Genomic DNA, 23,432 nt, shown 5'->3' with positions numbered 1-23,432 from the left:
CGCGATGAACACCCTACGAAAAGTAGGTTTCCGGACACCCCGATCTCAGTACTGATACAGCGCTTTTACCTACTCGCGGTCGAAGGCCCGTGCCATCTCGATAAAAGCTTTAAACGCCGCTGATGGATTTCGCCGGCCTGGATAATAAAGGCATAGGGGCGAGAGCGCTGGCGTCCAGTCTTGCAGGACGTGCACAAGCCGTCCCGACGCTATGTCTTCACGCACGTCTGCTTCCCACAGGAATCCTATCCCGATCCCTTCCAAGGCAGCCGTTTTCGTCAGGCTCGCTTCGTCGAGTGTGATCGGTCCTTTGACATCGATCTGGATCGATCGGCCGTCTCTTTCGAAAGGCCAGCGAAACAGCGCACCGTTGGGAAGCCTCACTCGAATACAGGAGTGAGAAAGAAGATCGGGAGGACTGACGGGCTGTTCACGCTTCTCAAAATATGTGGCAGACGCCACCACAGCGTAGCTTTGCGCGCGTCCGAACGGAACGGCGATCATGTCACTTGGGACAAGATCCGCACTGCGTATACCCAGGTCGAACCCTGCGGCAACGATGTCGATGATGCGGCCCTCGGTGACCACGTCGACATGCACCTTTGGATACTGTCTAACGAATTTGAGAACGAGAGGTGAGAGGGCTTCACGGGCGGCCATGGCGAACGCGTTGATGCGCAGGGTTCCCGAAGGGGTTTGCTGCTGCGACATCGCGCTGTCCATCGCCCCGTAGATGTCATCCATAGCTGGCCCGACCTGATCGACAAAGCTACGGCCGGCATCGGTCAGCGAGACACTGCGGGTTGTCCGGTTGAACAAGCGGATGCCGAGCTGTCGCTCGATCTTGCCGATCGCGTTGCTGATCGCAGTTGTCGAGAGCCCGAGTTCGAGTGCCGCGGCGCGGAACGATCCCTTGCGGGCAATGGCAAGGACAGCGTCGATCTCGGTCAGACTACGGCGTGGCATTGTTTCGATTTTCGTATCAACACATCCCAATTTGTCCAGATTATCGTATCGGATGTCAATCGCTAGATTTGCCGACATGAGGTTGGGAACCAAGCGTACCAGCCTCTGAAGCCGACAATCGGCAGGAGATGGAAATGAGCATCAAGCTACCCAAGCCCATAGCGGACTACTTCGAGGCAGACAGAGAACGGAATGCAGAAGCTGTCGCCCGGTCATTCACCGAAGGCGCCATCGTCAGGGACGAAGGTCACACATATGTCGGACAGGACTCGATCCGGCGGTGGAAAGCAGGCGCGTCAACGAAGTATACATACACCGTAGAGCCGTTCATGCTCGGCTCCGAAGGTTCTCGCACCGTCGTCACAAGCCACGTCATCGGCAACTTTCCCGGTAGCCCCGTGGATCTGAGATACTTCTTCATTCACGACGGCGAACAGATCACGGAACTGGAGATCGTGCTATGATCCCGTTCCTGACCCTTGAGGGTAAACGTGCCCTGATCACCTCAGGCACGCGTGGCGCCGGGGCCGCAACCGTCGCCCTGTTTCAGGAACTCGGCGCCCAGATCGTTACCAGTGCACGCTCCAATCCCGGCAGACTCGACGAAGCCGCCTTCGTGACGGCCGACCTGACAACACCCGAAGGGTGTTCTGCTCTCGCCAATGGGGTGCGCGAGCGGATGGGCGGCGTCGACATCATTGTCCACATGCTTGGCGGGTCGTCGGCGCCGGCGGGAGGCTTCATGGCTCTCAGCGATGCCGAATGGACCAGGGAGCTGGGGCTGAACTTGCTGCCAGCAATACGGCTCGATCGCGAGCTCGTGCCTGAGATGGTGGCCCGCGGCAGCGGCGTCGTGATCCATGTCACGTCGATACAGGGCGTGCTGCCATTGCCGGAGGCCACGACGGCGTATGCAGCCGCGAAGGCCGCGCTCTCCACCTACAGCAAGAGCCTGTCGAAGGAGGTTTCGCCGAAAGGCGTTCGCGTTGCCCGGGTCTCACCCGGCTGGATCGCGTCAGGGTCCTCTGTGCACCTGGCGGAGCGGCTGGGCAAGGAACATGGCGGCGATGTCGAAGCGGGCATGCGCATCATCATGGGTTCGCTCGGCGGCATCCCACTCGGCCGGCCATCGACACCCGAGGAGGTGGGAAGCCTGATCGCGTTCCTCGCTTCCGACCGCGCGGCCGGTATCACAGGATCCGAGTTCGTTATTGACGGCGGCACGATCCCGACAGTGTAGAAAGCGCACCGCTTGCGTCAGAAGGGAAGGCGCGCGTTCTCCTTTACCTCTTTCATGACGAAAAAGGTTCGCGTCTGGCGAACTCCTGGCAGCGCGATCAGCTTGTGTCCGTGAAGCTTGTTGAAGTCTGCCATGTCGCGCACGCGGATCTTCAGAAGGTAGTCGAAGTCGCCAGCCACGAGATTGCAGTCCAGGACTTCCTTCATTTTATGGACTGCGTCTTCGAATGCGCCAAAGCTCTCCGGCGTCGAGCGATCCAGCACGACGCCGACCATCACCAGTGTGCCAAGCCCGACGGACAAGGGCGCTATCTCGGCACGCACTCCGGTGATGTTTCCTTCATCGAACAGGCGCTGCGTACGACGATGACATGTTGCAGCACTGACGTTCACACGGTTCGCCAACTCCGCATTGGTGAGTCTGCCATCGCCTTGTAGGGCGCGAAGCAGCCTGATGTCGGTGCGGTCGAGAATGGGCGTGGAAGATTCTTCCATAATTCCTCGAAATTTGATTTGCACATCTCTGATCAGCCTTGATTATCCCGATTGCTGAAGAATTTTCAATCAAATTAGAGAGCACATTTCACTGCGTTTCACATACATTTTTTCCAATGAAAGTGACAATTGAGGGCATAGGAATGTCGCTACTCGAAAAGTTCGAACGCTATCCGCTAACGTTTGGGCCCACCCCGATCGAGCATCTTCCGCGGCTGAGCGCAGCGCTTGGAAACAAGGTGCAGATCTACGCCAAGCGCGAAGACTGCAATTCCGGTCTGGCGATGGGCGGCAACAAGCTGAGAAAGCTCGAGTACATTATTCCGGACGCGATCGCTTCCGGCGCGGACACTCTGGTTTCGATCGGCGGCGTTCAGTCGAACCACACCCGCATGGTGGCAGCAACCGCCGCGAAAATCGGCATGAAATGTGTCGTGATCCAGGAGAGGTGGGTGCCGCACCATGATGCGGTCTATGACCGGGTAGGCAACATCCTGATGACGCGACTGATGGGCGCTGACAGTCGGCTAGTGCACGACGGCTTCGACATCGGCATTCGCAAAAGCTGGGAAGACGCGATCCGGTCGGTGAAAGACGCCGGCGGAAAGCCCTATCCCATTCCGGCCGGTGCTTCAGTCCATAAATACGGCGGGCTCGGCTATGTCGGCTTTGCAGAAGAGGTTGCTCGACAGGAAGAGCAATTGGGTTTCGCGTTTGACTACATCATTGTCTGTGTTGTCACCGGCTCTACCCAAGCAGGCATGATTGTTGGTTTTGCGGCACAGGATCGTGCTGACAAGGTTATCGGAATTGATGCCTCCGGCACGCTCGAACAGACCCGCTCGCAGGTCCGCCGCATCGTCGACGACACCGCTAGCCTCGTCGGACTCGGGCGCTCCGTTCGCGACGAAGAGATCGTGATCAAACCAGACTACGCTTATCCAGCCTACGGCATTCCGTCCGAAGCAACCAACGACGCGATCCGCCTTGCAGCCCGGACCGAGGCGATGATCACAGACCCGGTCTACGAGGGGAAGTCGATGCAAGGTCTGGTCGATCTGACCCGGAAAGGGTTTTTCGCCGAAGGCTCGAAGGTGCTCTACGCACACCTCGGCGGCGCCCCCGCCATCAATGGATACAGTTCCTACTACAAGGACGACGGCGCCAATCCCGTGAACACGCCGCTGAAAGACCAGTCATCCGCAACAGAACGAGATCAGGGTCCGAACATCACTGATTACCCGCCTATGTTCCCGTAGGCCTTCCAACTCGCCATAAATCCTGTCGATCTGCGCCCGGCAACGCCGGCGTGAACCCTTCTGCGTGCGTTTGGTGAGGGCGTACGCGACCGGCGGAGGTGAAGTCCTTAGAACCGGACCAAACAATCGCTCATCTCCCAAAACTGAAAAGGAACTTGCAATGAAAACCGCAACGAAAAGCCTCTTGGCGGTAACCGCACTGACGGCAGGCCTCGCGTCAACCGTCACGTCCCAGGCAGCCGACCGCATCCCCGACACGCAGACTGTTAAAAACGTCGTGCTGGTGCACGGGGCGTTTGTCGACGGTTCCGGCTGGCGCGGCGTTTATGACGAACTCACACAGCGTGGCTATCGCGTCACGATCGTTCAGAACCCGTTGACCTCGCTTGAGGACGATGTGGCAGCAACCAAGCGTGCTCTCGACCGGCAGGACGGTCCAACGGTTCTCGTCGCCCATTCCTGGGGCGGGACCGTCATCACCGAAGCAGGTATGGACCCGAAAGTCACCAGTCTCGTTTACGTCTCGGCGCTGTCGCCTGAGGCCGGTCAAACAACTGCCCAGCAGTATGAAGGGTTTGCTCCGGCCACCGAATTCGTACTCGAGACGACCGATGACGGTTTCGGCTACGTGAAATCTGAAAACTTCAAATCCGGCTTTGCCCATGACGTTAGCGAAAGGGACGTGGCCTTCATGAGGGACTCGCAGGTCCCGATCAACATGTCGGCTTTTGGCACCAAGCTCAAAAATGCGGCATGGCGGTCGAAGCCATGCTGGGCTGTTATCGCCACCGAGGACAAGGCATTCGACCAGGCTATGCTCCTGCACATGGCAGAGCGAATCCGCGCAAAAATCACCAAAGTCTCCGCAAGCCACGCGCTCTTCATGACTCAGCCGAAGGTCGTGGCCGAGACGATCGACCAAGCAGCGCAATCGGCCTCCCAGTGGTCGCAAGTGAGCTGGATGTCGTTAAAGACATTCGGACTATTGCGACGAACCGGGAATTTCAAACCAGGTGTTACGACTACAACGGTCGGAGGGAATCCACTTTCTCCGGCCGTTCCGCGGCTTTGAAATCCCAACAATAAATCACACGGGTCATCAAAAAAGCCATTACGTATTTCTAGGAACCCGCTGAACAAACGTCTGCTTTTAGGCTTCCGTGACCGCACCCTGAACGTCCGAAATCGGGCGCAAGCAGTGGTTGGCGAAGTAAAAAGATCGAGAACTGTTCCTGTCGCGATAACGCCACCGCCAGTGCCGGCCGATTGCCCCGATTGGAACAACGGGCCCTGTATTCGGCCGTACGCTGCTCGGACTTGAATTACTCGTCCGGCTTCTGCAGAACGGGCGACGAGGCATTGATGGTTTCTTGAAATTCCCGGAGACGCGAAACGACTTTGTCGAACGACAGTGGCTTTTCATCGAACATCATCGGCGGCATGCCACGGTGGTCGGAGCGCAGGTCCGCAGTCGCATTTCGGAAGGCACAAGCTGAAGCGTCCCGGGCCACCCCCGTATCGTAGCTCGCCCAGCTAGAGCGGAAAAAGACCGCCTTGTGCTTGGCTACCTGTTCGAGCAGCTCAAAGTCCAAGGCCGCACCCTTCCCATCTTCGGTGTCGAGCAGCATCGCTATGTTGTGGTGATGCCGCGAGAGATATTGCGGCGTCGGCGTTTCCTCGGGCCTGTGCGCCTCGGCATGGAGGGCGGTTATCTTTCCCATAAAGTCCGCCGAACCGACTGTGGAATCCGGATTCTCGAAGAAATCTGGAAAATCTTCCGCCGCATAGGAACGGGTCGTCTCTGTCGGTAGGCCATGGGTCGCCACGGGCGCCGAACTCGAGCTGAACCCTCGGAGTGGTGTTGGCCATGCCTTCGTACTCTACCGCGGCCGGCGCGGTCGGATAATGAAAGTTGATCGTCTGTAGATCGCCTGCGTCGATCTTAAGGGACCATTCGCCCTTCGTCGGCTCGCCGAGATGTCCGCCGATTGCTGCGCGCAGCGCCGGCAGCAGCTTCTCTGCGACGTGCATTTCGACATCGCCGACGAGCTCCTCGACAAGCCTGCCGGCCTGTTCTGCTGATCCCGTCCCGCTCGGGATCACGATCGCCGATATAGCCGAGCTCGGCGCGGTCGAACCACAGATCTATGTCCTCTGAGAATCTGCGATCGCGCCGTAAGCTTTGGATAAGGACGTTCCGCTTTTGAAGAGCAAGGTGGGCGTCCTCCTTTGGCACCTCGAAGAGTCGTCTCAAAGTCCCGCAGACCCAGAAGTCCTTCTCTAAGATAGTATTGCCAACGCCGCGGGTCGCGCCCGTTTCGCCGAACAGCGCGGAGCGTTCGTGTGCCGGCAAGAGGGCAACCTTATTCAACCAGGGCACCCACTGCGTTGTTGGCGATGGCGACGAGCGTGGCCGCATCCATGCGGGTGCCCGAATGGCGCCAGCGACAAGTGCTTTCTTGTCGCTCACCGATGGCTGGCGCGCGGCCACCTGCGCGACGTCATGCGCACGCATTGGACCCAGGTGGCGCAGAGCCTGCACGACGGTGCCAGCGGCGCTGCCCGGGGCGATCAGATGCTTCGGGGAGGCGTGACGCAGATCCACAACCCCCTTGCCGAGCACAACGCGGCGGGAAGGGCCATCGGTAAGGCAAGTGCTCCTGGCCGGAACTTGGGTGCAGAGGCCAAGCACGTGCGCAGCGCGAGCGCCCGCGATCTGCACCCGCGAGCCGATCTCGCGAGCGAGCGCCTAGGCGACGTCGCGAGAGCGGGCCCAACCCCAGGCGCGTTATTCCAAAGGAGCAGGGACAACTTGCGGGGGTATTGCCGACTTCCACGTTGGATACTGGCGGCATGGGTCCATTTGCATGTTGCCAACTGAATCACCAAGTGCCCGAGTTGCACGCGGCCAGTGGAATGAGCAAGCTGCGCCGTGTTCATGAATAGGTGGGGGCCGGTATTTTGCCGATGCTCTAATCGATTATAGTTGTGAAGAGCAGTTTCGGCCGTTTACTTGCCCCACAAGTCCCCATAAAAGGAGACAGCATCGATTCGATGTTATCCCTTGTCTTTCGCGTACTCGCGGTCCGTGGCGCCGAGTGGACGATTGAGGACCGCCAGCCCGCTCACCAGCAGGTCTGCACTGGCGGCTTGGGCCCGTTGGTAAGCCACAGGAGTAGGACAATGTCGAAGGATTCGGGCAAGGGCGAAAATCACGGCGGCGGCCCCGGGAAGATCGAGATGACGGTGGTGGTGAACGGCCAGCCCACACAGGTCGAAGCCAATCCCAACCAGCCGCTTCACGTCGTCCGCACCAAAGCGCTTGAAAATACGCAGAACGTCGCCCAACCGGCCGAGAATTGGGAATTCAAGGACGAGGCCGGCACCTTGCTCGACGTCGACAAAAAAGTTGACGATTTCGGTTTCGCGACCACTGTGACCCTGTTCCTCAGCCTGAAGGCGGGCGTCGCAGGTGCCTGAACTCCAAACTGTTGACCCGGAGGTGTCCCGAGCGAAGTTCGATCGTCAGATCGGCTGGTTCCAAACACAAGCAGGTATTTACCGGGCTCAGGGTTGTTTCCTGATCGAGGCGAGCTTCCCGACGGCCTTCTTCATCTTCGTACCGCCGAAGATAAAGCCACAGATCATCGGTGCAGCTGTCGAGATCGACTTCTCCAATTACGACCTCCGACCTCCGTCGGTGGTCTTCGTAGACCCCTTTATACGCCGGCCGATTGCCCGGAAAGATTTGCTGCTCAGGATGCTGAGACGACCGCATCTACCCGGAACCCCACCGGATATGATTTTGGTCCTCATGCAGCAGAACGCTCTGTCGCTGTCGGACTTCATCCAGGCCAACAGTGCGGAACACACGCCATTCCTGTGCATGTCAGGCGTCCGGGAATACCACGACAATCCAGCCCATTCAGGTGATTCATGGCTTCTCCACCGGGGTTCTGGCGAAGGCTGTTTGGCCTTCATCCTGGACAAGATCATCACGTACGGGACCGGTCCCGTGGAGCAGCTTCAGTATCAGTTCCAAATCTCAGTGGGAGCCATGATAGCACCCCTACCCGCCATTCCAGAATGACCGAGCTCAAGGATGTCGGGACAGTCGCTCTTCCCCGAGACTGTCTTTCAAGTGTCCAGGCGCACCTGCGCTCAGTTGGGCGACAGGGCCATGAGGGGATGGCGCTCTGGGTCGGCGTTCAGCAAGACCAACACTTTGGCGTAACAGAGACCGTTATCCCGGCACAGCGTCACATTCGGACGGGCGACGGCGTTTGCGTGATAGTTCCGGCCGAAGAACTACACCGGCTCAATGTCTGGCTCTACAAGAGCAGCCTTAAACTCTTCGCCCAGATCCATAGCCATCCGGGCCGAGCCTACCATTCGACGACCGACGACGCCTACGCGGTCGCTACCACGGTTGGGTGTCTGTCGCTGGTGGTGCCCAATTTCGCCCGCGAGCCTTTCGATCTTGCTCGGGTCGCCGCCTATCGACTTGACGCGAAGGCGAACTGGAATGAGGTCCCATCCGCGGCACTCAGGCGGATGATCGCGATAACGGGTTGAACGATGGCACTCGCTAACTTCATCGACCGCGCCGCCACGGCAGCTTCTCAGGTGCTGGCCGACTTTCATCTATGCGACTTCAAAGCAGCCCTCGAAAAGCAGGTCGTGGCTGTGGCCTTCGACAGCCAAGCCGCTTCGTGTACCGAGGGCCAGGCGACGCTTGACCTTACGGTCAGGTTGCTTGCCAGACTGTATCCGGTTCTGGCCATACTCCCGCTGGATATGGCCGCGAGCTCTCAAGCCCAAGCGCTCGAGCGCTTGGCAAAGTCGATCAATCCAAAAATCAGCATCCGGCGTTCCGGCAAGTATGCGACGGTCTGTGTAGCTGCAGGCGCGGTGCACCCATCACTTCGGTGCCCAACCTTTTTCATGGGATCGCAGGGTTGGGCGGCAAAGCTGTCGTGTACGGACCCGGTGGGCTCTGGCTCGAGCTTGCTGCCCTATGGAGCTGGCGCCGCAAGCTGCTTCGCCGCGGCCAACGTCTTTCGAACCATCTTTGCTTCCCAGCTGACCGGCGCCGAGCTGGACGAGAACATCGACCTCTCTTTATGCACGTACAACAAGAGCAACGCCGGCGATTCCAGCCCCTTAAATTTCCCTGTCGACCTTGGCGAAACGCACCTCGTTGGGCTCGGCGCGATAGGCCATGGCTCGCTCTGGGCGCTGGCGAGGCAATCCGGTCTGTCGGGGCGCCTGCATGTAGTTGATCACGAAGCTATCGAACTCTCAAACCTGCAGCGCTACGTGTTGGCAGGTCAGGCGGAGGTCGGCCTCTCTAAGGCGGCCCTAGCAACCCACGCCCTTCGGTCCACCGCCCTTGAGGTCGAGGCGCACCCTATGAAGTGGGCAGAATATGTTGCGCGCCGGGGCGACTGGGTATTCGACCGAGTGGGTGTGGCGCTTGACACCGCCGCCGACCGTCTAGCTGTCCAAGGTGCTCTGCCCCGATGGATCGCGAACGCCTGGACTCAGGAGCAAGATCTAGGCATCTCGCGGCATGGTTTCGATGACGGCCAGGCTTGCCTTTGCTGCATGTACATGCCGACCGGGAAATCCAAGGACGAACACCAACTGGTCGCGGAGGAACTCGGAATGCCGGAAGCACACGAGGAGGTAAAAGCGCTCCTTCAGACCAATACCGGAGTCCCCAATGAGTTCGTAGCTCGGGTGGCTACGGCGATGGCTGTGCCGTTTGAGCCGCTCGCCGCGTTTGTTGGCCAGCCCCTCCGTTCCTTTTATCAGCAGGTTATCTGCGGCGGCCTAGTGTTCCAGCTTAGCGATGGAAGTCGTCTCGTTCGAACTGTGGTTCCGATGGCCTTTCAATCAGCGCTTGCCGGGATCATGCTTGCCACAGACCTGGTCAAGCATAGTGCGGGTTTTCCGATGAGTCCGACGACCAGCACTCGCGTGAATCTACTGCGCGCCCTTGGTTCTCACCTCCATGATCCGAAAGCCAAAGATTCCAGCGGCCGCTGCATCTGCAGCGATGAGGATTTCGTTGCCGCCTACAGGCTGAAATACGGCTGTGCCGCTGAACAGCTGAGCAACGGGTCCGCCTAAAAAGATCTGAAGTCTTCGTTACCGCGGACGGCGCGCTGTCAAGCGCTCGCCGATGTTTTTGACCACGATCGATTGCCTGATGAGAGTGCGGGGCGGATACTATGACACGCTCGGCCCGCTGCTTTGTCAATGTTAGGCCCAGAACCCACGACAGAGATCCTTGAGCGACGGCTCGCCGTTTAACGTTTTTTGTACTGTTATCTACGTTCGACCATATTCGTCGTCGAAGCGAACGATATCATCCTCGGCGAGATAATCGCCGCTCTGCACTTCAATGATAACCAGGTCAATTCTGCCTGGGTTCTCGAGCCGATGCTTATGGCCGCAGGGGATGTAAGTAGATTCGTTTGTCCCCAGGAACAACTCCTGCTCGCCATTGACGATTTTGGCGGAGCCGCTGACCACGACCCAGTGCTCCGAACGATGATAGTGCATCTGCAGGCTCAACTGGCGACCGGGCTTCACCTCGATGCGTTTGATCTTGAAGCGCTCGCCTTCCTCCAGAACCGTATAGGTACCCCAGGGCCGGTGTACCGTGCTATGGACCAGATGAGCTTCATGTCCCGAAGCCTTGAGGCCCTCGAAGAGCTTCTTAACGTCCTGAACGCGGTCGCGGGATGTGACAAGCAAAGCGTCCGGGGAATCCACGATCACCAGATCGCTTACGCCCACCGTGCCGATGACGCGCTTGTCGGAGCTCACATAGGTGCCGGTCGTGTCGACCATGTGCACATCGCCGCGTATCCTGTTCCCGCTTTCGTCGGGGGCGATCAAATCGGCCATTGCGTTCCAAGATCCGATGTCGTTCCAATCCATGTCGCAGGGAATCACGGCAAGTCTGTTAGTCTTCTCCATGACAGCGTGGTCGAGCGAGATTCGCGGCGCGGAACCGAAATGCTCAGGCGCGAGTTCGATTTTGGCATAGCCTTGGCATTGACTGGCGCGGCCGTTCTCATAGCTGTCGGCGACGGCCTGGAGCACCTCGGGACAATGCAAAACCATCTCGTCGAGCATGGTTTGCGCACTGAAGCAGAAGATGCCGGCGTTCCAGAAGAAGCGTTGAGACGCGACATAGGCTTTGGCTGTCTCCAGATCCGGTTTTTCAACGAAACGGACGACGTTCTCACCATCTGCTTCGATGTAGCCGAATGCCGTGTCCGGTCTGGTTGGGGTGACGCCCAATGTGGCGATCCGCCCGAGCTTCGCATGTTCCATGGCCAGGCCCATGACGTCTAGAAACGCAGGCAGGTTGCTAATCAGGTGATCGGCCGGGAAGACGCACAGGATCGCGTCAGGGCCTTGCGTTGCCCTCGCATGGATCGCGGCTGCAGCCACGGCGGCGGCCGTATCCCGAGCTTCGGGCTCGAGCAGAAAGGTGCGTGGCAGGACCACGGAATCCAGTTCGTCAAATTCGTCCTTGGTCAGGAAGAGGTGGTCCCCGGATGTCACAGCGACGAGTTCCACGACACCTTCTATCGAAGCGGCGCGCAGCACAGTCTGCTGAATGAGAGAATATCCATCCGCCACTTTGAGGAAAGGTTTGGGGTGCGATTGCCTTGAGGCGGGCCATAGCCGCGATCCGGCTCCGCCGCTGATGATCACGGGAATGACTTTCATAACCAACCTCAATTTCGTCTCTGGAGTGATCGCCCGCGTTCTTTCGAGCGTCAGCGTCACGATCGCCGTCGCTCTGGCTTGTCTGCGGCCCCCGCGTAACAGCGAAGTTCTGGCGCGTTGCAGGCGGCGTCAGATGACGACGCTATCGGTAATGTACGACGCCTCCACTGGCGTCGGTGAGAAATGCGCATTCAACTATGCCTTTGGTTGCGTCTGCCGAATTGCGCAGGTGGCGGGTCTTAACTGAGATCAGAGACTTGGCTGCCTTCTATCAAAGTCAAACGACTTGGCTCTTTCAGATCGAATTCAATTACCCGTGGTGCGAAAAGGCGTGCATATCGTGTAAAGGCGCTCGTCGGGGGAAACCGAATTACGGTATCGCAGCGCCCGAGAAGATACATCTCAACGAGGGCGGAAATTCCGCCGTCAATCCCGAGTGCTGCAGTGTGTAAGGGGCCACCTTGATTGGATCCGAAGTGCTTCGGGACAGTGAGCAGATCGGGAAACCTGGCCGACAGAAGATCCAGTATCCGCGCGCTGTCCGTGCATAAGAACAGCCGCACAGGCCTGGGGTGCGGTAACGCCTTAGCCTTGTCAATTGCAGCGCACACTTGCCGAACGGCGAGCTCCGGATCGGCCCAGTAGGGCGCATGCTCCATGATGTCTTCACCGTTACCGTGCCGAACATGAATCCCGATGATGCTGTGCCCCTCAAAACATTCCTGATAAATGGCATCTATGCGCGCTTGAATTTCTGGCCGAGGCTTGACACTCTGGAACACCTGCCGCTCTGCATCCTCATCGCACCGCCACATCAGACAAGCGTCACACACTACTGTGTTCGCTTCGACATCGTGTTCGGCCTGAAAGAGCTCGCCCAACTCATCGCGCTCTTGGAAAATCTGCTCATCTGGCCGGTAAAGGCACTCGATCGCCGGCCTGTTCCACCACTCCGGGAAGAATGGACCAGGGAAGGAAAGGTCGTTGATCCGGTCGTCGGAAATAGCCGGCACGCCAGCGATGTCATTGATCGGCTGGAAGAACACCGGAAACGCATTTGTGAAGGGTTGGTCGAGGTAGCAGGCCCCCCGCCAGTCGATGACTAGAGTTCGTCCCGACCGCTGCGCGTAGCGCCAAGCGGCCGCCAATGACCACAGACAATCACCGAACCCCGTACGCCTCCGAGAGACGACGAACCGGCGCTTTTCCAATCCACTAACATGCATTTTCGGAAATCTCGTTCAGAGAGGAGGTTGCCCGGTTTGGTATCCTTAGTCGACACGTAGACCCTGACGCCGGGCGCTTGGCAGAGGCCGGGCCATAGGGCAGAAGAGCTCACTCAGCACTGCCCACTAATCCCGTGACGCTCGCACAGCTTGAAGCCGATGCCCTCGCTTCCGGTTCAGCCTTCTTTACTGGGCCTCCGCGGCATATGTAAAATCTATTGAGTGGATGCCGGCCATCCATGTGTTGGATGCCATGATGAAGGGCTCGGCTGACGCGGGCCCGGCCAATAGAGCCGAAACAGCCGGGAAACGCTGCGACACTGCCTGCCGAAGCAAATCATTCCGTCGACGCCGTACGCCAAGGTGCAAGGCTGCATACAGCAACCGGTACCGGGCGAGATGAGGTCGACGGCTCGACGCGCCTGGAGCCAGCTGATCGACAGAATCTGCAGTCGGCTCCCAAAGTTCTGCACGACCTGTGCCGGATGCTGTGGTGAGGGCTCGGGGCCACGAACTTTGTCCTCGCCCCGAACGGAAGCTCGCGCCTCCGACTCCGGGCCGGCGATGCGCTCTCGCTGCTCGGTCAGACCATCCATTCTGTGGATGCACTTTATCCAAACAATCGATTTCACTGATCCAAACAATTCCCATTAGAAGACGCTGAAGCAAGAAAGAAAGGCGTCCTCACTCGCTGATAGATGAGCAAATCAGCTGCAAGGTGCTTGGAGTACAGTCGCTCACGGCGTGAGCTGAGCGGCACTCTGACCGCATGTACGAATCCGTCAGGTTAGCGGCGCAACTCTATTTTGCTGTGACTCCAAGCAAGAGCAGGTGTGCTCGGCTGGCGGACTGTCAATGACGAGCCGCGCGCCGCATCTGTCGAAGTGCTCCATAGAGCACGGGGCGGGCCGCACATTGTGTCGGCGTGGCGAGCCGAAGCCGAAACTTTAAAACTTTAATAGAGCAGGAATAGAATGGGTGATAGCAGGAAAGTTGCTCTTATTACGGGCATAACTGGACAGGATGGTGCCTATCTTGCCCGTCTTCTTCTCAAAAAAGGCTACGTCGTTCATGGGATTAAGCGACGTTCCTCTTCCTTCAACACGGGTCGTATCGAAGACCTCTACCAAGACCCGCACGAATCCGATCCGCGCCTAGTCTTGCATTACGGTGATCTCACTGATTCGACTAACCTCATCCGCGTGGTTCAGGAATCTCAGCCAGATGAAATTTACAACTTGGCTGCTCAGAGCCATGTCCAGGTGTCGTTCGAAACACCTGAGTACACAGCGAACGCGGACGGTATCGGTACATTGCGACTTCTTGAGGCGATTCGCCTCCTCGGTCTGACGGACAAGACCCGCTTCTATCAAGCCTCGACTTCAGAGCTATACGGCCTCGTGCAGTCCGTACCGCAGAACGAAACGACGCCCTTTTATCCGCGCAGCCCTTACGCCGCCGCCAAGCTCTACGCCTACTGGATGGTCGTCAATTATCGCGAGGGCTATGGTATGCACGCTTCCAACGGCATTCTTTTTAATCACGAAAGCCCCCTTCGTGGCGAAACTTTTGTGACGCGCAAGATCACACGCGCTGCCGCTGCTATCTACCTGGGCAAGCAGGACAAGCTTTATCTCGGCAATCTCGATGCTCAACGCGATTGGGGCCATGCGCGTGAGTACGTGCGAGGTATGTGGATGATGATGCAGCAGGATCAACCGGATGATTACGTGCTGGCTACGGGTAAAACGACCCCTGTCCGCCAATTCGTCGAGTGGGTCTTCGAAGATGTCGGCGTCGAGATCGAATGGCGTGGCCAGGGAGTCGACGAAAAGGGCTATGATGTAGAGACCGGCAGATGCCTAGTCCAAGTAGACCCACGCTACTTCCGCCCCACGGAAGTCGATCTTCTCCTGGGTGACGCTACCAAGGCGAAGGAGAAGCTCGGTTGGGTGCATGAGACATCCGTGCGCGAGCTTGCCGCGGAAATGGTCCGGGAAGACCTAAAGGTCATGCAGACATCGGTAATAATGAAGGAAGCGTAATGTATGATCTGAAGGGAAAAACCGTGTGGGTCGCGGGCCACAAAGGTATGGTAGGCAGCGCTGTTGTACGCCGCCTCGCGTCTGAACACTGCAAAGTTGTGGCCGCCCCTCGGGAAGAGCTAGATCTCAAGCGACAGACTGAGGTCGAGAACTTCGTGGCAGTGACGAAACCGGACGCTATTGTCATGGCGGCGGCAAAGGTAGGCGGTATTCTCGCGAACTCTACCTATCCGGTCGACTTTCTTTACGACAATCTGGTGATCGAGTCCAATATCTTCGCGGCAGCCCACGATAACAATGTCGACCGCGTCCTCTTCCTCGGCTCGTCTTGCATCTATCCGAAGATGGCACCCCAGCCGATTCCTGAGAACGCGCTCTTGACCGGGCCACTAGAGCGAACCAACGAATGGTACGCCGTCGCCAAGATCACCGGCATCAAACTGGCTCAAGCCTATCGTCAGCAATATGGCCGCGACTACATCTCGGCTATGCCGACGAATCTCTACGGGCCAGGTGACAATTATGACTTGCAGTCAGGCCACGTCATTCCAGCGCTGATCCGGAAAGCGCATGAAGCTAAGCTCATAAGTGATAAGCAAATCACCATCTGGGGCACGGGCACACCACGCCGGGAATTCATGCACGTGGACGACTGCGCCGACGCATTAGTCTTCCTTCTGAAGAACTACTCTGGCCATGACCACGTCAATCTCGGCTACGGACAGGACATCACGATCCTAGAGCTGACCAGAATGATCTGCGGTGTAGTCGGATTTACTGGGGAGATCGTGCATGATAACTCTAAACCCGACGGCACACCGCGAAAGCTGATGAGCGTCGACAAGCTGCGCACTTTGGGATGGGCGGCAAAGATCAGTCTCATGGAAGGCATCGAGAGTGCCTATCATGCATTTCTGAACGGCAGCTACACCGAACGGCGATAGACAATGAGGATTTGCTGCATCTCAGGCCTGTGGCGCTTTTGCGACCCAGAGCATGAATTGGGACGGAGACAACTCGATTGGCGAGCATTCATGTGAGGCAGCGGCGAGGAGGCCCTGCCGGACCTCAGCGCCATCCGCCCGAATCGTCGCCGTGAATGTCACGGTGCGCTGCCCTTGCTGACGCCGACCGCATCAATCCTCACAAAAGCGTAGCCGTCGAGAACCGAACCCGTCAATGGTAACGAGATGTACTTCTGTTTTTATCGCAGGCATTTGTCGGTAGGCATTCCGAACAGGCCAAGGTTTGAGTAAAAACACGGTCAGCAACGTCGGACTAGGTATGAATTTCGGAACAAGTGGATTACGGGGCCTAGCGACAGAATTGGCAGGAGCCGCCTCTGCCCTATATGCAACGGCATTCGCGACATTCCTGTTGGAATCCGGCCTGGCCAGAATTGGCGACGAGATACTCATAGGGCGCGACTTTCGCGCCTCGAGTCCGGCCATCGCCGCCGTCTGTGCGGCGGCGCTGTCCGCGCTCGGCTTCATCGTGGTCGATTGCGGCGCAGTCCCCACCCCTGCCCTGGCACTGTATGCTCAGGCGCGTAAGAGTGGTTGTTTGATGATCACAGGCTCGCACATTCCGGCCGACCGTAATGGAATAAAATTCTATCGACCCGACGGTGAGATCGACAAAGGTGATGAGCGGGAGATAACGCGCATCGCCTTGCAGTTGGAGAAGCGCGGATACGTCCTTGAAGGTGCTGTTGCACGTCGGCAGCACCGGGAGGCCGAATGCAAGGCCTTGTTCATGGCGCGCAATCGAAAGCTTATGGAGATTAATGCTCTAAAGGGCTTAACGGTGGGCGTATATCAGCACAGCACAGTCGCGCGCGATCTCTTGGTTGACATTCTCTCATATCACTGTGCGACGGTCGTAACCCTGGGACGTTCGGAAGTTTTCATTCCTGTCGACACTGAAGCGGTCTCTGACGAGACTGCTCAACAGTTCAAGCTCTGGGCCAAAGAGCATCGGCTTGATGCGGTCGTCTCGGCAGATGGCGATGGTGACCGCCCACTGGTAGCTGACGACCACGGAGACCCCCTTCGCGGTGATTTGTTAGGCCTGATTACGGCGAACTTCCTGCAAGCGAAGGCAGTCGTCACGCCGGTCACATCAAACTCTGGTATCGAGACCGCAGGTTCTTTTAAAGTCGTGCGTACCAAGGTTGGATCGCCATTTGTTATTGCTGCCATGCTCGATTTGGTTGCGTCGGGTCACGAGCGCGTGGTTGGTTTCGAAGCAAACGGTGGTTTGTTGACCGGCACGGACTTTGACCCGAACGGAACTAAACTGCCAGCGCTACCTACACGCGACAGTTTTCTCCCCATCCTGGCGGCACTTTCCCTTGTTAATACAAGTGGGCAGCCACTGTCGGAGATTGGCAGTTCCTTTCAATTGCCGGCGGCGGCGGCGGATCGCTTGGAAAATTTTTCCGTCGAAAGCAGCACTCGCCTCATGACATACCTTCGTACAGCGGAAACTAACATCGCCGCCTTCGTCGGGTCGATTGGAGTGGTAAGCAAGGTTAGCGATGTTGACGGACTTCGTATCACTCTCGCGGATAAGCGTGTCTTGCATTTGCGACCATCCGGAAATGCCCCGGAAATGCGGTGCTACGTCGAAGCCGAAAATCGGGAGGACGCGGAGCTTTTGCTCCAGACTGGATTGAATCGAATTCGTAATTGGACGCAAGGCTAAATAAAAGCCGCCTCCCTGCGTATTCCAGGTGACCCTCGGGGTCGCACAAGCTACTCAAGCGCGATCAGAACGTCCACAGTGTCCCGGCCCCTGTCCGCTTTGAAGCGAACCGGAACGCCCGTGGAAACAGCCGATCCGTACCAGCCACGGAGCATCCGGTAGCTCATGGTCAAGGCAGCGCCTTCCGGTAGCGAACAGCCGGTCCCGCACTGACCGCCTGCGCCGCATGTACGATGGCGTTGGTGTCCAGGCCGTGGTGACGGTATAAGTCCGCAATAGTCCCCGTCTGGCCGAACTGCTCGACCCCGAGCGCCTTCACGCGATGCCCGTTAACCCCACCGAGCCACGCGAGCGTCGCCGGGTGGCCGTCGATCACGGTGACGATGCCGCAGTCACGCGATAGCGGCGCGAGCAGCCGCTCGATATGACTCAGGGCGCCGATCGCGCCACGCTGCCGGGCACGTTCCGCCGCCTGCCAGCCCGCATTAAGCCGGTCCGCGGAGGTGATCGCGAGCAGCCCGACATCGCGCCGGTCCTCCGCCAGAAGACCCGTCGCGGCAATCGCCTCCGGCGCGACGACGCCTTGATAAGCAATGACGACACTCGCGTTGGGCCCAGGCGGACGCAGCCAATAGGCGCCATTGACGATGTCCCGCGCGAGCGCCGGGTTCATGTCGCGCGGCGTCTGCTCGAGCGGCCGGGTTGACAGGCGAAGATAGACCGATCCTCCGGTCTGATCACGCAGCCACGTCGTCTCATCCGGATCCCCCTCGCCATTACGTTGCATGTAATCGAAGGCAAAGCGCATGATCACGGACAGTTCGTCGACGAAGGCCGGTTCGAAGGCGCAAAGCCCATCCTGCGCCATGCCGATCAATGGGGTGCCGATCGACTGGTGTGCTCCGCCCTCGGGCGCTAGCGTCACGCCCGAGGGCGTTGCGACCAGCATGAAGCGCGCATCCTGATAGCAGGCGTAGTTTAGCTGGTCGGCCGATCGGTAGATGAAGGGATCATAGACTGTCCCGATCGGCAGCAGGCGCACGCCATTGATCGAGTGCGAGAGACCGAGCGCCCCGAGCATGATCATCAGGTTCGACTCGGCGATCCCGAGCTCGAGGTGCTGCCCCTTCGGCCCAAATTCCCAGGTAAAGGTCGACGGAATGCGTTCGGCCTTGAAGGTGTCCGCCATGGTCTCCCGGGCGAAAAGGCCGCGCCGGTTGACCCAGCCACCGAGATTGGTCGAGACCGTCACATCGGGCGAGGTGGTGACAATGCGGTCGGCAAGCAGACTGCGCTCGCGTGCGATGTCGTTCAGGATCTGGCCGAACCCCATCTGGGTCGAGAGCGGCTTGCCGGGCTGCCCCGGTGACGGAAGGGTTTCAGGCACCGGCACCGACGGCGCAGACAGCCTCCTATGCCCCTCACTGAAGAACGGCGCCTTTGCGAAGAAGGCGTCAAGTTCCGCTTCCGGCAAGGTGGCGGCCGCCCATTTGTCCCACTCCTCACCCCGCTTTACGCCCATTTGCAGGCGGTAGTCTTCCATCTGCGTGGGCGTCATCTGCCCCGCGTGGTTGTCCTTGTGTCCGGCAAGCGGCAGACCGTAGCCCTTGATGGTGTAACAGATGAAGCAGACGGGACGGTCATGCCTGGACGCCGCCTCGAAGGCTTCGAGGAGGCTCGGCATGTCATGCCCGCCAAGGTTCGTCATCAACGCCTGCAACTCGTCGTCGGAGCGGCGTTCGATCAGAGTGGTGACCGGCCCTTGGTCTCCGATCTCGTCGAGCAGCCGCTTGCGCCAGGCAGCACCCCCTTGGAAGGTCAGCGCCGAATAGAGCTGGTTCGGACAGCGCTCTATCCACTCGAGCAGCTTCTCGCCCCCCGGCTCGGCAAAGGCAGCCTCTTGCAGAGCCCCGTGGCGCAGGACCATCACGTCCCAGCCGAAGTTGCGAAAAATCTGCTCGAAACGCTGCCAGAGGCCCTCCCGGATCACGGCGTCGAGCGACTGGCGATTGTAGTCGACCACCCACCAGCAGTTCCTGAGCCCGTGCTTCCAGCCTTCGATCAGGGCCTCGTAGATGTTGCCCTCATCCATCTCGGCGTCGCCGATCAGGCTGACCATTCGGCCCTCGGCACGCTCCTTCATCCAGCCGTGACCCGAGACGTAGTCCTGCACCAGCGACGAGAACAGCGTCTGAGCAACGCCGAGACCCACCGACCCGGTCGAGAAGTCGACATCGTCGACATCCTTCGTCCGCGAAGGGTAGCTCTGCGCGCCCTTGTAGCCGCGGAAGTTCATGAGCTTTTCGTGGGTCTGGTTGCCCGCCAGATACTGAAGTGCATGGAAGATCGGCGCCGCATGGGGTTTGACCGCCACCCGATCCTGCGGGCGCAGGACCGAACCGTAGAGCGCGGTCATGATGGTACTCAGCGACGCGGACGAGGCCTGATGCCCCCCGACCTTGATCTCATCGCCCTCGCGGACGTGGTTGGCGTGGTGGATCGTCCAGGCTGCGAGCCAGGAGACGCAGCGCTCGATCTCGTGCAGATATTCCAGTTTCCTCGTCATTCAGTTTCCCGCAAATCAGCTGCCGGTCTCACAGGACCCCCGCCCAAATGGTCAAAGATCGAGTTTCAACACACCTGTCGCGCGCGACACGCAGGGGATGAAGCGGTGGCCGCGTGCCTCCTTGGACAGGACGGCATCCTGATGGATCGGCTGTCCCGCCAGCATTGCGCATTCGCAGGTCCCGCACACCCCGTTCTCACACGAGGCCATCAACGGCACACCGGCCGCACGCAAGGCGGCCAGTGCCGTGGTCTCAGCCGAAACCTCAACCACCCTGCCCTCAGCCAGTTCTATGACGAATGGTTCCGGTGGCGCGCCATCAAACTCGGGAGGCTGGAAAGTTTCGAAATGAACAGTACCCTTGGGCCAGTGTTGAGCCGCGCGCCCCACAACCGCCATGAAGCCAGGCGGTCCGCAGTAGTATGTCTGCGCGTCGTCCGAACGGTTCGCCAGCAGCGCGGCGATGTTCTGCCGGGTCTGAGGCTCGTCGTCGAAATGGATCCGCACATTGCCGCCAGGAAGATCGCTCCCGATCGCCGCCAAGAGTGGCGTGAGCGCCCGGCTGCGGGTGAAATAGTGCAACTCGAAGGGCTTGGCCTGCCGGGTGAGCGCGCGCGCCATGGCCAGAATCGGGGTGATCCCGATTCCCCCTGCCAGCAGCAAAGTCGGCCCCTCGCCTGGCTTGAGCGCAAAATGGTTGCGTGGCGCGGAGACAGGCAGTGTGGAGCCGACGGCAATGGTTTCGTGGATCCACGCCGAGCCGCCACGGCCGTCATTCTCGCGCTTCACCGCGATGGTGTAGCGGCCAAGCTCGGTCGGGTCGCCGCAAAGTGAATACTGACGCACCTTCCCTTCAGGCAGATGGACGTCGACGTGAGAACCCGCTTCGAACGCCGGCAGCACAGGTTTGCGTGGGTGTTTCAGGTCGATGACCAGCACGTCGCCCGGCTCCTTGCGGGCGGCGGTCACGGTCAGCTTCATGATGATGCGCGGCGAGGCCATGGCGTTTCACTCGTCGATGGGCAAGATCAGATCACCGGGGCGGATCACGCCCCCGACCTCGATTGTGCAGTTCAGGCCGGAGCGGTTCAGAAGCCCCTCGTAGAGACCCGGAAGCCCGAGCAACTCCTCGATATACTTGCACGGCACATTCATCCGGGCGGCCCTGAGAATCGTTTCCCCGACCCGGAAGCGTTTGCCGACAAGATGGCTAAGCGGAACGCCTCGTGTCGTCAGATTGCGCCGGTGATCTTCGGGTGCGAGCTTGGCCTTGAAGCCCGGAATTCTGGGTTCGCCCTGCGCGATGGCGTCCAAGACTTCAGCTTCGATCAGCGTCACTTCGCGAACGTCAGGACGCGCGGAATAGGTCCCCGTCCCCAGGTAGTAGCGGTCTCCGACAATGCCTTGGCCGGCAATAAGCTGCGCCTGCGCCAGCTCCTCCATTTCATAGGAGGCGGCAGGCGCGATATGGACGTGAAGCAGCTTTCCTCGCCAGGTCATCATCGCTCTCGGAAATTCGTCTCGTGGAAACCTGCTGCATAACTGGCCTGATCAACAGCGCCAGTTGCATGGCATTTTCCCGGTCCAGTTGGCTGTTTGGAAAGAAATACGGGGGGCCCTCGGACCGTTTTCAGCGCCAGCTTTCGGCGTCGCCCCGTCTCAGTTGTTCCGCGCCGGCATCGCGTCTTGCACCTGCTTGACAACCTCTCGCAGGACCTCAACGCCCTTCCCGATCTGCCGAATGCTCAAGGCGGCATAGCCCATGACAAGTCCGACGCGATCGGTGCGGCCTTCGTCCGATGGCCGTTCGTAGAGCGGCGAGATCAAGTGTAGCCCCAGGCCAGCGTCGCGGGCGGATTCGACCAAGGCCGTTTCCCGCGATCGTGGCAGGTCATTGAACCAAACGGCGACGTGCAGTCCCGCATCAGCTCCCTGGACAGTGATGCGATCCCCGAAGCTGTGCTGCAAGGCACCCAACAACGTTTCCCGACGCTCGCCGTTCAGCCTGCGCACACGGCGCACATGGCTTTCGTAGCCGCCGCTCTCGATCAACGATGCCAGCGCTTCCTGTTCAGCGACCGGCGAATGCCGGTCTGCGAATTGTTTGGCGGTTGCGAAGACCTCCTGCAATTCGGGCGGGAGGACGAGGTAGCCGATGCGCAGCATCGGCGAGAGCGTTTTGGAGATCGTGCCGAGATAGATGACAGCCCCGTGGTCCTCGAGACTGTGCAGCGGAGGGACCGGATTGATGTCGTAGCGATATTCGCTGTCGTAGTCGTCCTCGATCACATAGGCGTTGTTGTGCTGCGCCCATTCCAGAAGCTGATGGCGGCGCGCGATCGGCATGACGCCGCCCAGCGGAAACTGATGCGACGGCGTCACATAAGCCAGTCGTGCTCCGATCCCCGCCAGCAACTCGGTCCTCATCCCGTCTTCGTCGACGATGACCGGGATGGGTGAAGCACCCGTACTGGCAAAGACCTGACGCGCCATCCTGTAGCACGGATCCTCGATGATGAAGCGGTCGGCGGGATCGAGAAGCAGGCGCGCGCACAGATCAAGGCCCTGCTGCGAACCGCTGACGATGATGATCTGGTCGAGGTCGCAGCTCAGGGTCCGGGCGCGCCAGAGATATCCCTGAAGCGCCTGGCGGAGCCGGCGCGAGCCGCGAGGATCGTCATAGGCAAGACGCAGCGGGCGCTGCCCCATCGCCTCGTTCATCGCGCGTTTCCAGACCAATGAAGGGAAATCCGACGGCGCCAGGTCGCCATAGCGGAACTCGACCTTCAGCCCAGTCGGCAGATAATCTGGCCAGGGTGACGTCGCGCGCAGCCGCTCGCCATATGCGGACAGGTGGATCGGGCCGACCCGTTGCGCGTGAGTGCGCCCCGTCCCATGGCCCATCAACGAAGACGCAACGCGAGGTCGTGCGCCTTGACGGACTTCGATGAAACCCTCCGCAGCCAGTTGCTCATAGGCGACCGTCACCGTGGTTCGCGAAACGCCGAGGTCATTTGCCAGGGCCCGGGAGGATGGCAACTGACTGCCGGTTTCGTAGACGCCGCCGAGGATTTGCTCGCGAAGGGCTTCGTATATCTGGCGTGCACCCATCGCGTGCGAGCGCGCTGCAGACCCGGCACTTGAAGACTGGACCATCTCTTTCATCGCCAACTGGATA

At 59.3% G+C, this 23,432-nt stretch carries 19 protein-coding genes and 2 pseudogenes; 11 read left to right on the top strand and 10 right to left on the bottom strand.

Annotated elements, in window-relative coordinates; all coding sequences use genetic code 11:
- Window positions 1–69: 69 nt before the first annotated feature.
- Window positions 70–966 (bottom strand): LysR family transcriptional regulator, encoded by an 897-nt coding sequence (locus NKI69_RS24235; protein WP_352722681.1) that lies wholly within the window; start codon window positions 964–966, stop codon window positions 70–72.
- 134 nt (window positions 967–1,100) lie between these two features.
- Between NKI69_RS24235 and NKI69_RS24230 the strand changes: the two genes are divergently transcribed.
- Together NKI69_RS24230 and NKI69_RS24225 are read left to right on the top strand one after the other, a co-directional pair.
- The gene (locus NKI69_RS24230) at window positions 1,101–1,430 is read left to right on the top strand and encodes a nuclear transport factor 2 family protein (protein ID WP_352722654.1); all 330 of its coding nucleotides are present in this window, start codon (window positions 1,101–1,103) and stop codon (window positions 1,428–1,430) included.
- Window positions 1,427–2,206, top strand: a complete 780-nt coding sequence (locus tag NKI69_RS24225; RefSeq protein WP_352722653.1) for an SDR family oxidoreductase — start codon at window positions 1,427–1,429, stop codon at window positions 2,204–2,206. The genes NKI69_RS24230 and NKI69_RS24225 overlap by 4 nt, the downstream gene beginning before the upstream one ends.
- 17 nt (window positions 2,207–2,223) lie before the next feature.
- Here the strand turns inward: NKI69_RS24225 and NKI69_RS24220 are convergent, their stop codons facing one another.
- Complete coding sequence (locus NKI69_RS24220) at window positions 2,224–2,700, bottom strand: Lrp/AsnC family transcriptional regulator (protein WP_352722652.1); 477 nt, start codon at window positions 2,698–2,700, stop codon at window positions 2,224–2,226.
- Between the two features lie 143 nt (window positions 2,701–2,843).
- On the opposite strand from NKI69_RS24220, the gene NKI69_RS24215 reads away from it, so the two are divergent.
- Both NKI69_RS24215 and NKI69_RS24210 read left to right on the top strand, forming a co-directional pair.
- Window positions 2,844–3,959: a 1-aminocyclopropane-1-carboxylate deaminase gene (locus NKI69_RS24215; RefSeq protein ID WP_352722651.1), complete on the top strand. Its 1,116-nt coding sequence runs from the start codon at window positions 2,844–2,846 to the stop codon at window positions 3,957–3,959.
- A 160-nt stretch (window positions 3,960–4,119) separates the two neighbouring features.
- A pseudogene (locus NKI69_RS24210) lies at window positions 4,120–4,911 on the top strand (alpha/beta fold hydrolase); the annotation flags it as partial.
- 370 nt (window positions 4,912–5,281) lie between these two features.
- Here NKI69_RS24210 and NKI69_RS24205 read toward each other — a convergent pair.
- Window positions 5,282–5,785 (bottom strand): hypothetical protein, encoded by a 504-nt coding sequence (locus NKI69_RS24205; RefSeq protein WP_352722650.1) that lies wholly within the window; start codon window positions 5,783–5,785, stop codon window positions 5,282–5,284.
- A 537-nt stretch (window positions 5,786–6,322) separates the two neighbouring features.
- A pseudogene (locus NKI69_RS24200) lies at window positions 6,323–6,708 on the bottom strand (DUF6088 family protein); the annotation flags it as partial.
- 434 nt (window positions 6,709–7,142) lie between these two features.
- On the opposite strand from NKI69_RS24200, the gene NKI69_RS24195 reads away from it, so the two are divergent.
- The 4 genes from NKI69_RS24195 (at window position 7,143) to NKI69_RS24180 (ending at window position 10,094) form a co-directional block, all read left to right on the top strand.
- Window positions 7,143–7,439 (top strand): DUF2604 domain-containing protein, encoded by a 297-nt coding sequence (locus NKI69_RS24195; RefSeq protein WP_352722649.1) that lies wholly within the window; start codon window positions 7,143–7,145, stop codon window positions 7,437–7,439.
- A complete protein-coding gene (locus NKI69_RS24190; RefSeq protein ID WP_352582406.1) occupies window positions 7,432–8,049 on the top strand; it encodes a putative metal-binding protein in 618 nt (205 codons plus the stop codon). The genes NKI69_RS24195 and NKI69_RS24190 overlap by 8 nt, the downstream gene beginning before the upstream one ends.
- A gap of 197 nt (window positions 8,050–8,246) precedes the next feature.
- Window positions 8,247–8,534, top strand: a complete 288-nt coding sequence (locus NKI69_RS24185) for a hypothetical protein (protein ID WP_352722648.1) — start codon at window positions 8,247–8,249, stop codon at window positions 8,532–8,534.
- Between the two features lie 3 nt (window positions 8,535–8,537).
- A complete protein-coding gene (locus tag NKI69_RS24180; RefSeq protein WP_352722647.1) occupies window positions 8,538–10,094 on the top strand; it encodes an E2 ligase fold family C protein in 1,557 nt (518 codons plus the stop codon).
- 201 nt (window positions 10,095–10,295) lie between these two features.
- Here the strand turns inward: NKI69_RS24180 and NKI69_RS24175 are convergent, their stop codons facing one another.
- Complete coding sequence (locus tag NKI69_RS24175; protein ID WP_352582454.1) at window positions 10,296–11,711, bottom strand: mannose-1-phosphate guanylyltransferase/mannose-6-phosphate isomerase; 1,416 nt, start codon at window positions 11,709–11,711, stop codon at window positions 10,296–10,298.
- Window positions 11,712–11,950: 239 nt separating this feature from the next.
- Complete coding sequence (locus NKI69_RS24170) at window positions 11,951–12,937, bottom strand: nodulation protein NodZ (protein WP_352722646.1); 987 nt, start codon at window positions 12,935–12,937, stop codon at window positions 11,951–11,953.
- Window positions 12,938–13,911: 974 nt separating this feature from the next.
- On the opposite strand from NKI69_RS24170, the gene gmd reads away from it, so the two are divergent.
- The 3 genes from gmd (at window position 13,912) to NKI69_RS24155 (ending at window position 17,688) form a co-directional block, all read left to right on the top strand.
- Window positions 13,912–14,982 (top strand): GDP-mannose 4,6-dehydratase, encoded by a 1,071-nt coding sequence (gmd, locus tag NKI69_RS24165; RefSeq protein WP_023783754.1) that lies wholly within the window; start codon window positions 13,912–13,914, stop codon window positions 14,980–14,982.
- A complete protein-coding gene (fcl, locus tag NKI69_RS24160; protein ID WP_352722645.1) occupies window positions 14,982–15,926 on the top strand; it encodes a GDP-L-fucose synthase in 945 nt (314 codons plus the stop codon). Before gmd ends, fcl begins: the two co-directional genes overlap by 1 nt.
- 340 nt (window positions 15,927–16,266) lie before the next feature.
- Entirely contained in the window at window positions 16,267–17,688 is a 1,422-nt protein-coding gene (locus NKI69_RS24155; protein ID WP_352722644.1) for a phosphomannomutase, read from the top strand.
- A gap of 169 nt (window positions 17,689–17,857) precedes the next feature.
- Here the strand turns inward: NKI69_RS24155 and NKI69_RS24150 are convergent, their stop codons facing one another.
- The 4 genes from NKI69_RS24150 to pdxR form a co-directional block, all read right to left on the bottom strand.
- Window positions 17,858–20,254: a transketolase gene (locus NKI69_RS24150; RefSeq protein WP_352722643.1), complete on the bottom strand. Its 2,397-nt coding sequence runs from the start codon at window positions 20,252–20,254 to the stop codon at window positions 17,858–17,860.
- A gap of 51 nt (window positions 20,255–20,305) precedes the next feature.
- The gene (locus NKI69_RS24145; RefSeq protein WP_352722642.1) at window positions 20,306–21,256 is read right to left on the bottom strand and encodes a PDR/VanB family oxidoreductase; all 951 of its coding nucleotides are present in this window, start codon (window positions 21,254–21,256) and stop codon (window positions 20,306–20,308) included.
- Window positions 21,257–21,262: 6 nt separating this feature from the next.
- Window positions 21,263–21,754 carry an MOSC domain-containing protein gene (locus NKI69_RS24140; RefSeq protein WP_023758446.1) on the bottom strand — a complete coding sequence of 164 codons (492 nt, stop codon included), beginning with the start codon at window positions 21,752–21,754 and terminating at the stop codon, window positions 21,263–21,265.
- A 159-nt stretch (window positions 21,755–21,913) separates the two neighbouring features.
- On the bottom strand, window positions 21,914–23,419 hold the full coding sequence (gene pdxR / locus NKI69_RS24135) for a MocR-like pyridoxine biosynthesis transcription factor PdxR (RefSeq protein ID WP_352722680.1): 1,506 nt from the start codon (window positions 23,417–23,419) through the stop codon (window positions 21,914–21,916).
- Window positions 23,420–23,432 lie beyond the last annotated feature (13 nt).

This window comes from Mesorhizobium sp. M0491 (assembly GCF_040321265.1).
Lineage (GTDB): Bacteria > Pseudomonadota > Alphaproteobacteria > Rhizobiales > Rhizobiaceae > Mesorhizobium.
This window is presented reverse-complemented; position numbering and strand designations above follow the sequence as displayed.

What these genes read in the sequence shown, in the direction of transcription:
- NKI69_RS24235 (WP_352722681.1), bottom strand. Translation starts at nt 966, where the DNA reads ATGCCACGCCGTAGTCTGACCGAGATCGACGCTGTCCTTGCCATTGCC.
- NKI69_RS24230 (WP_352722654.1), top strand. Translation starts at nt 1,101, where the DNA reads ATGAGCATCAAGCTACCCAAGCCCATAGCGGACTACTTCGAGGCAGAC.
- NKI69_RS24225 (WP_352722653.1), top strand. Translation starts at nt 1,427, where the DNA reads ATGATCCCGTTCCTGACCCTTGAGGGTAAACGTGCCCTGATCACCTCA.
- NKI69_RS24220 (WP_352722652.1), bottom strand. Translation starts at nt 2,700, where the DNA reads ATGGAAGAATCTTCCACGCCCATTCTCGACCGCACCGACATCAGGCTG.
- NKI69_RS24215 (WP_352722651.1), top strand. Translation starts at nt 2,844, where the DNA reads ATGTCGCTACTCGAAAAGTTCGAACGCTATCCGCTAACGTTTGGGCCC.
- NKI69_RS24195 (WP_352722649.1), top strand. Translation starts at nt 7,143, where the DNA reads ATGTCGAAGGATTCGGGCAAGGGCGAAAATCACGGCGGCGGCCCCGGG.
- NKI69_RS24180 (WP_352722647.1), top strand. Translation starts at nt 8,538, where the DNA reads ATGGCACTCGCTAACTTCATCGACCGCGCCGCCACGGCAGCTTCTCAG.
- NKI69_RS24175 (WP_352582454.1), bottom strand. Translation starts at nt 11,711, where the DNA reads ATGAAAGTCATTCCCGTGATCATCAGCGGCGGAGCCGGATCGCGGCTA.
- NKI69_RS24170 (WP_352722646.1), bottom strand. Translation starts at nt 12,937, where the DNA reads ATGCATGTTAGTGGATTGGAAAAGCGCCGGTTCGTCGTCTCTCGGAGG.
- gmd (WP_023783754.1), top strand. Translation starts at nt 13,912, where the DNA reads ATGGGTGATAGCAGGAAAGTTGCTCTTATTACGGGCATAACTGGACAG.
- fcl (WP_352722645.1), top strand. Translation starts at nt 14,982, where the DNA reads ATGTATGATCTGAAGGGAAAAACCGTGTGGGTCGCGGGCCACAAAGGT.
- NKI69_RS24155 (WP_352722644.1), top strand. Translation starts at nt 16,267, where the DNA reads ATGAATTTCGGAACAAGTGGATTACGGGGCCTAGCGACAGAATTGGCA.
- NKI69_RS24150 (WP_352722643.1), bottom strand. Translation starts at nt 20,254, where the DNA reads ATGACGAGGAAACTGGAATATCTGCACGAGATCGAGCGCTGCGTCTCC.
- NKI69_RS24145 (WP_352722642.1), bottom strand. Translation starts at nt 21,256, where the DNA reads ATGGCCTCGCCGCGCATCATCATGAAGCTGACCGTGACCGCCGCCCGC.
- NKI69_RS24140 (WP_023758446.1), bottom strand. Translation starts at nt 21,754, where the DNA reads ATGACCTGGCGAGGAAAGCTGCTTCACGTCCATATCGCGCCTGCCGCC.
- pdxR (WP_352722680.1), bottom strand. Translation starts at nt 23,419, where the DNA reads ATGAAAGAGATGGTCCAGTCTTCAAGTGCCGGGTCTGCAGCGCGCTCG.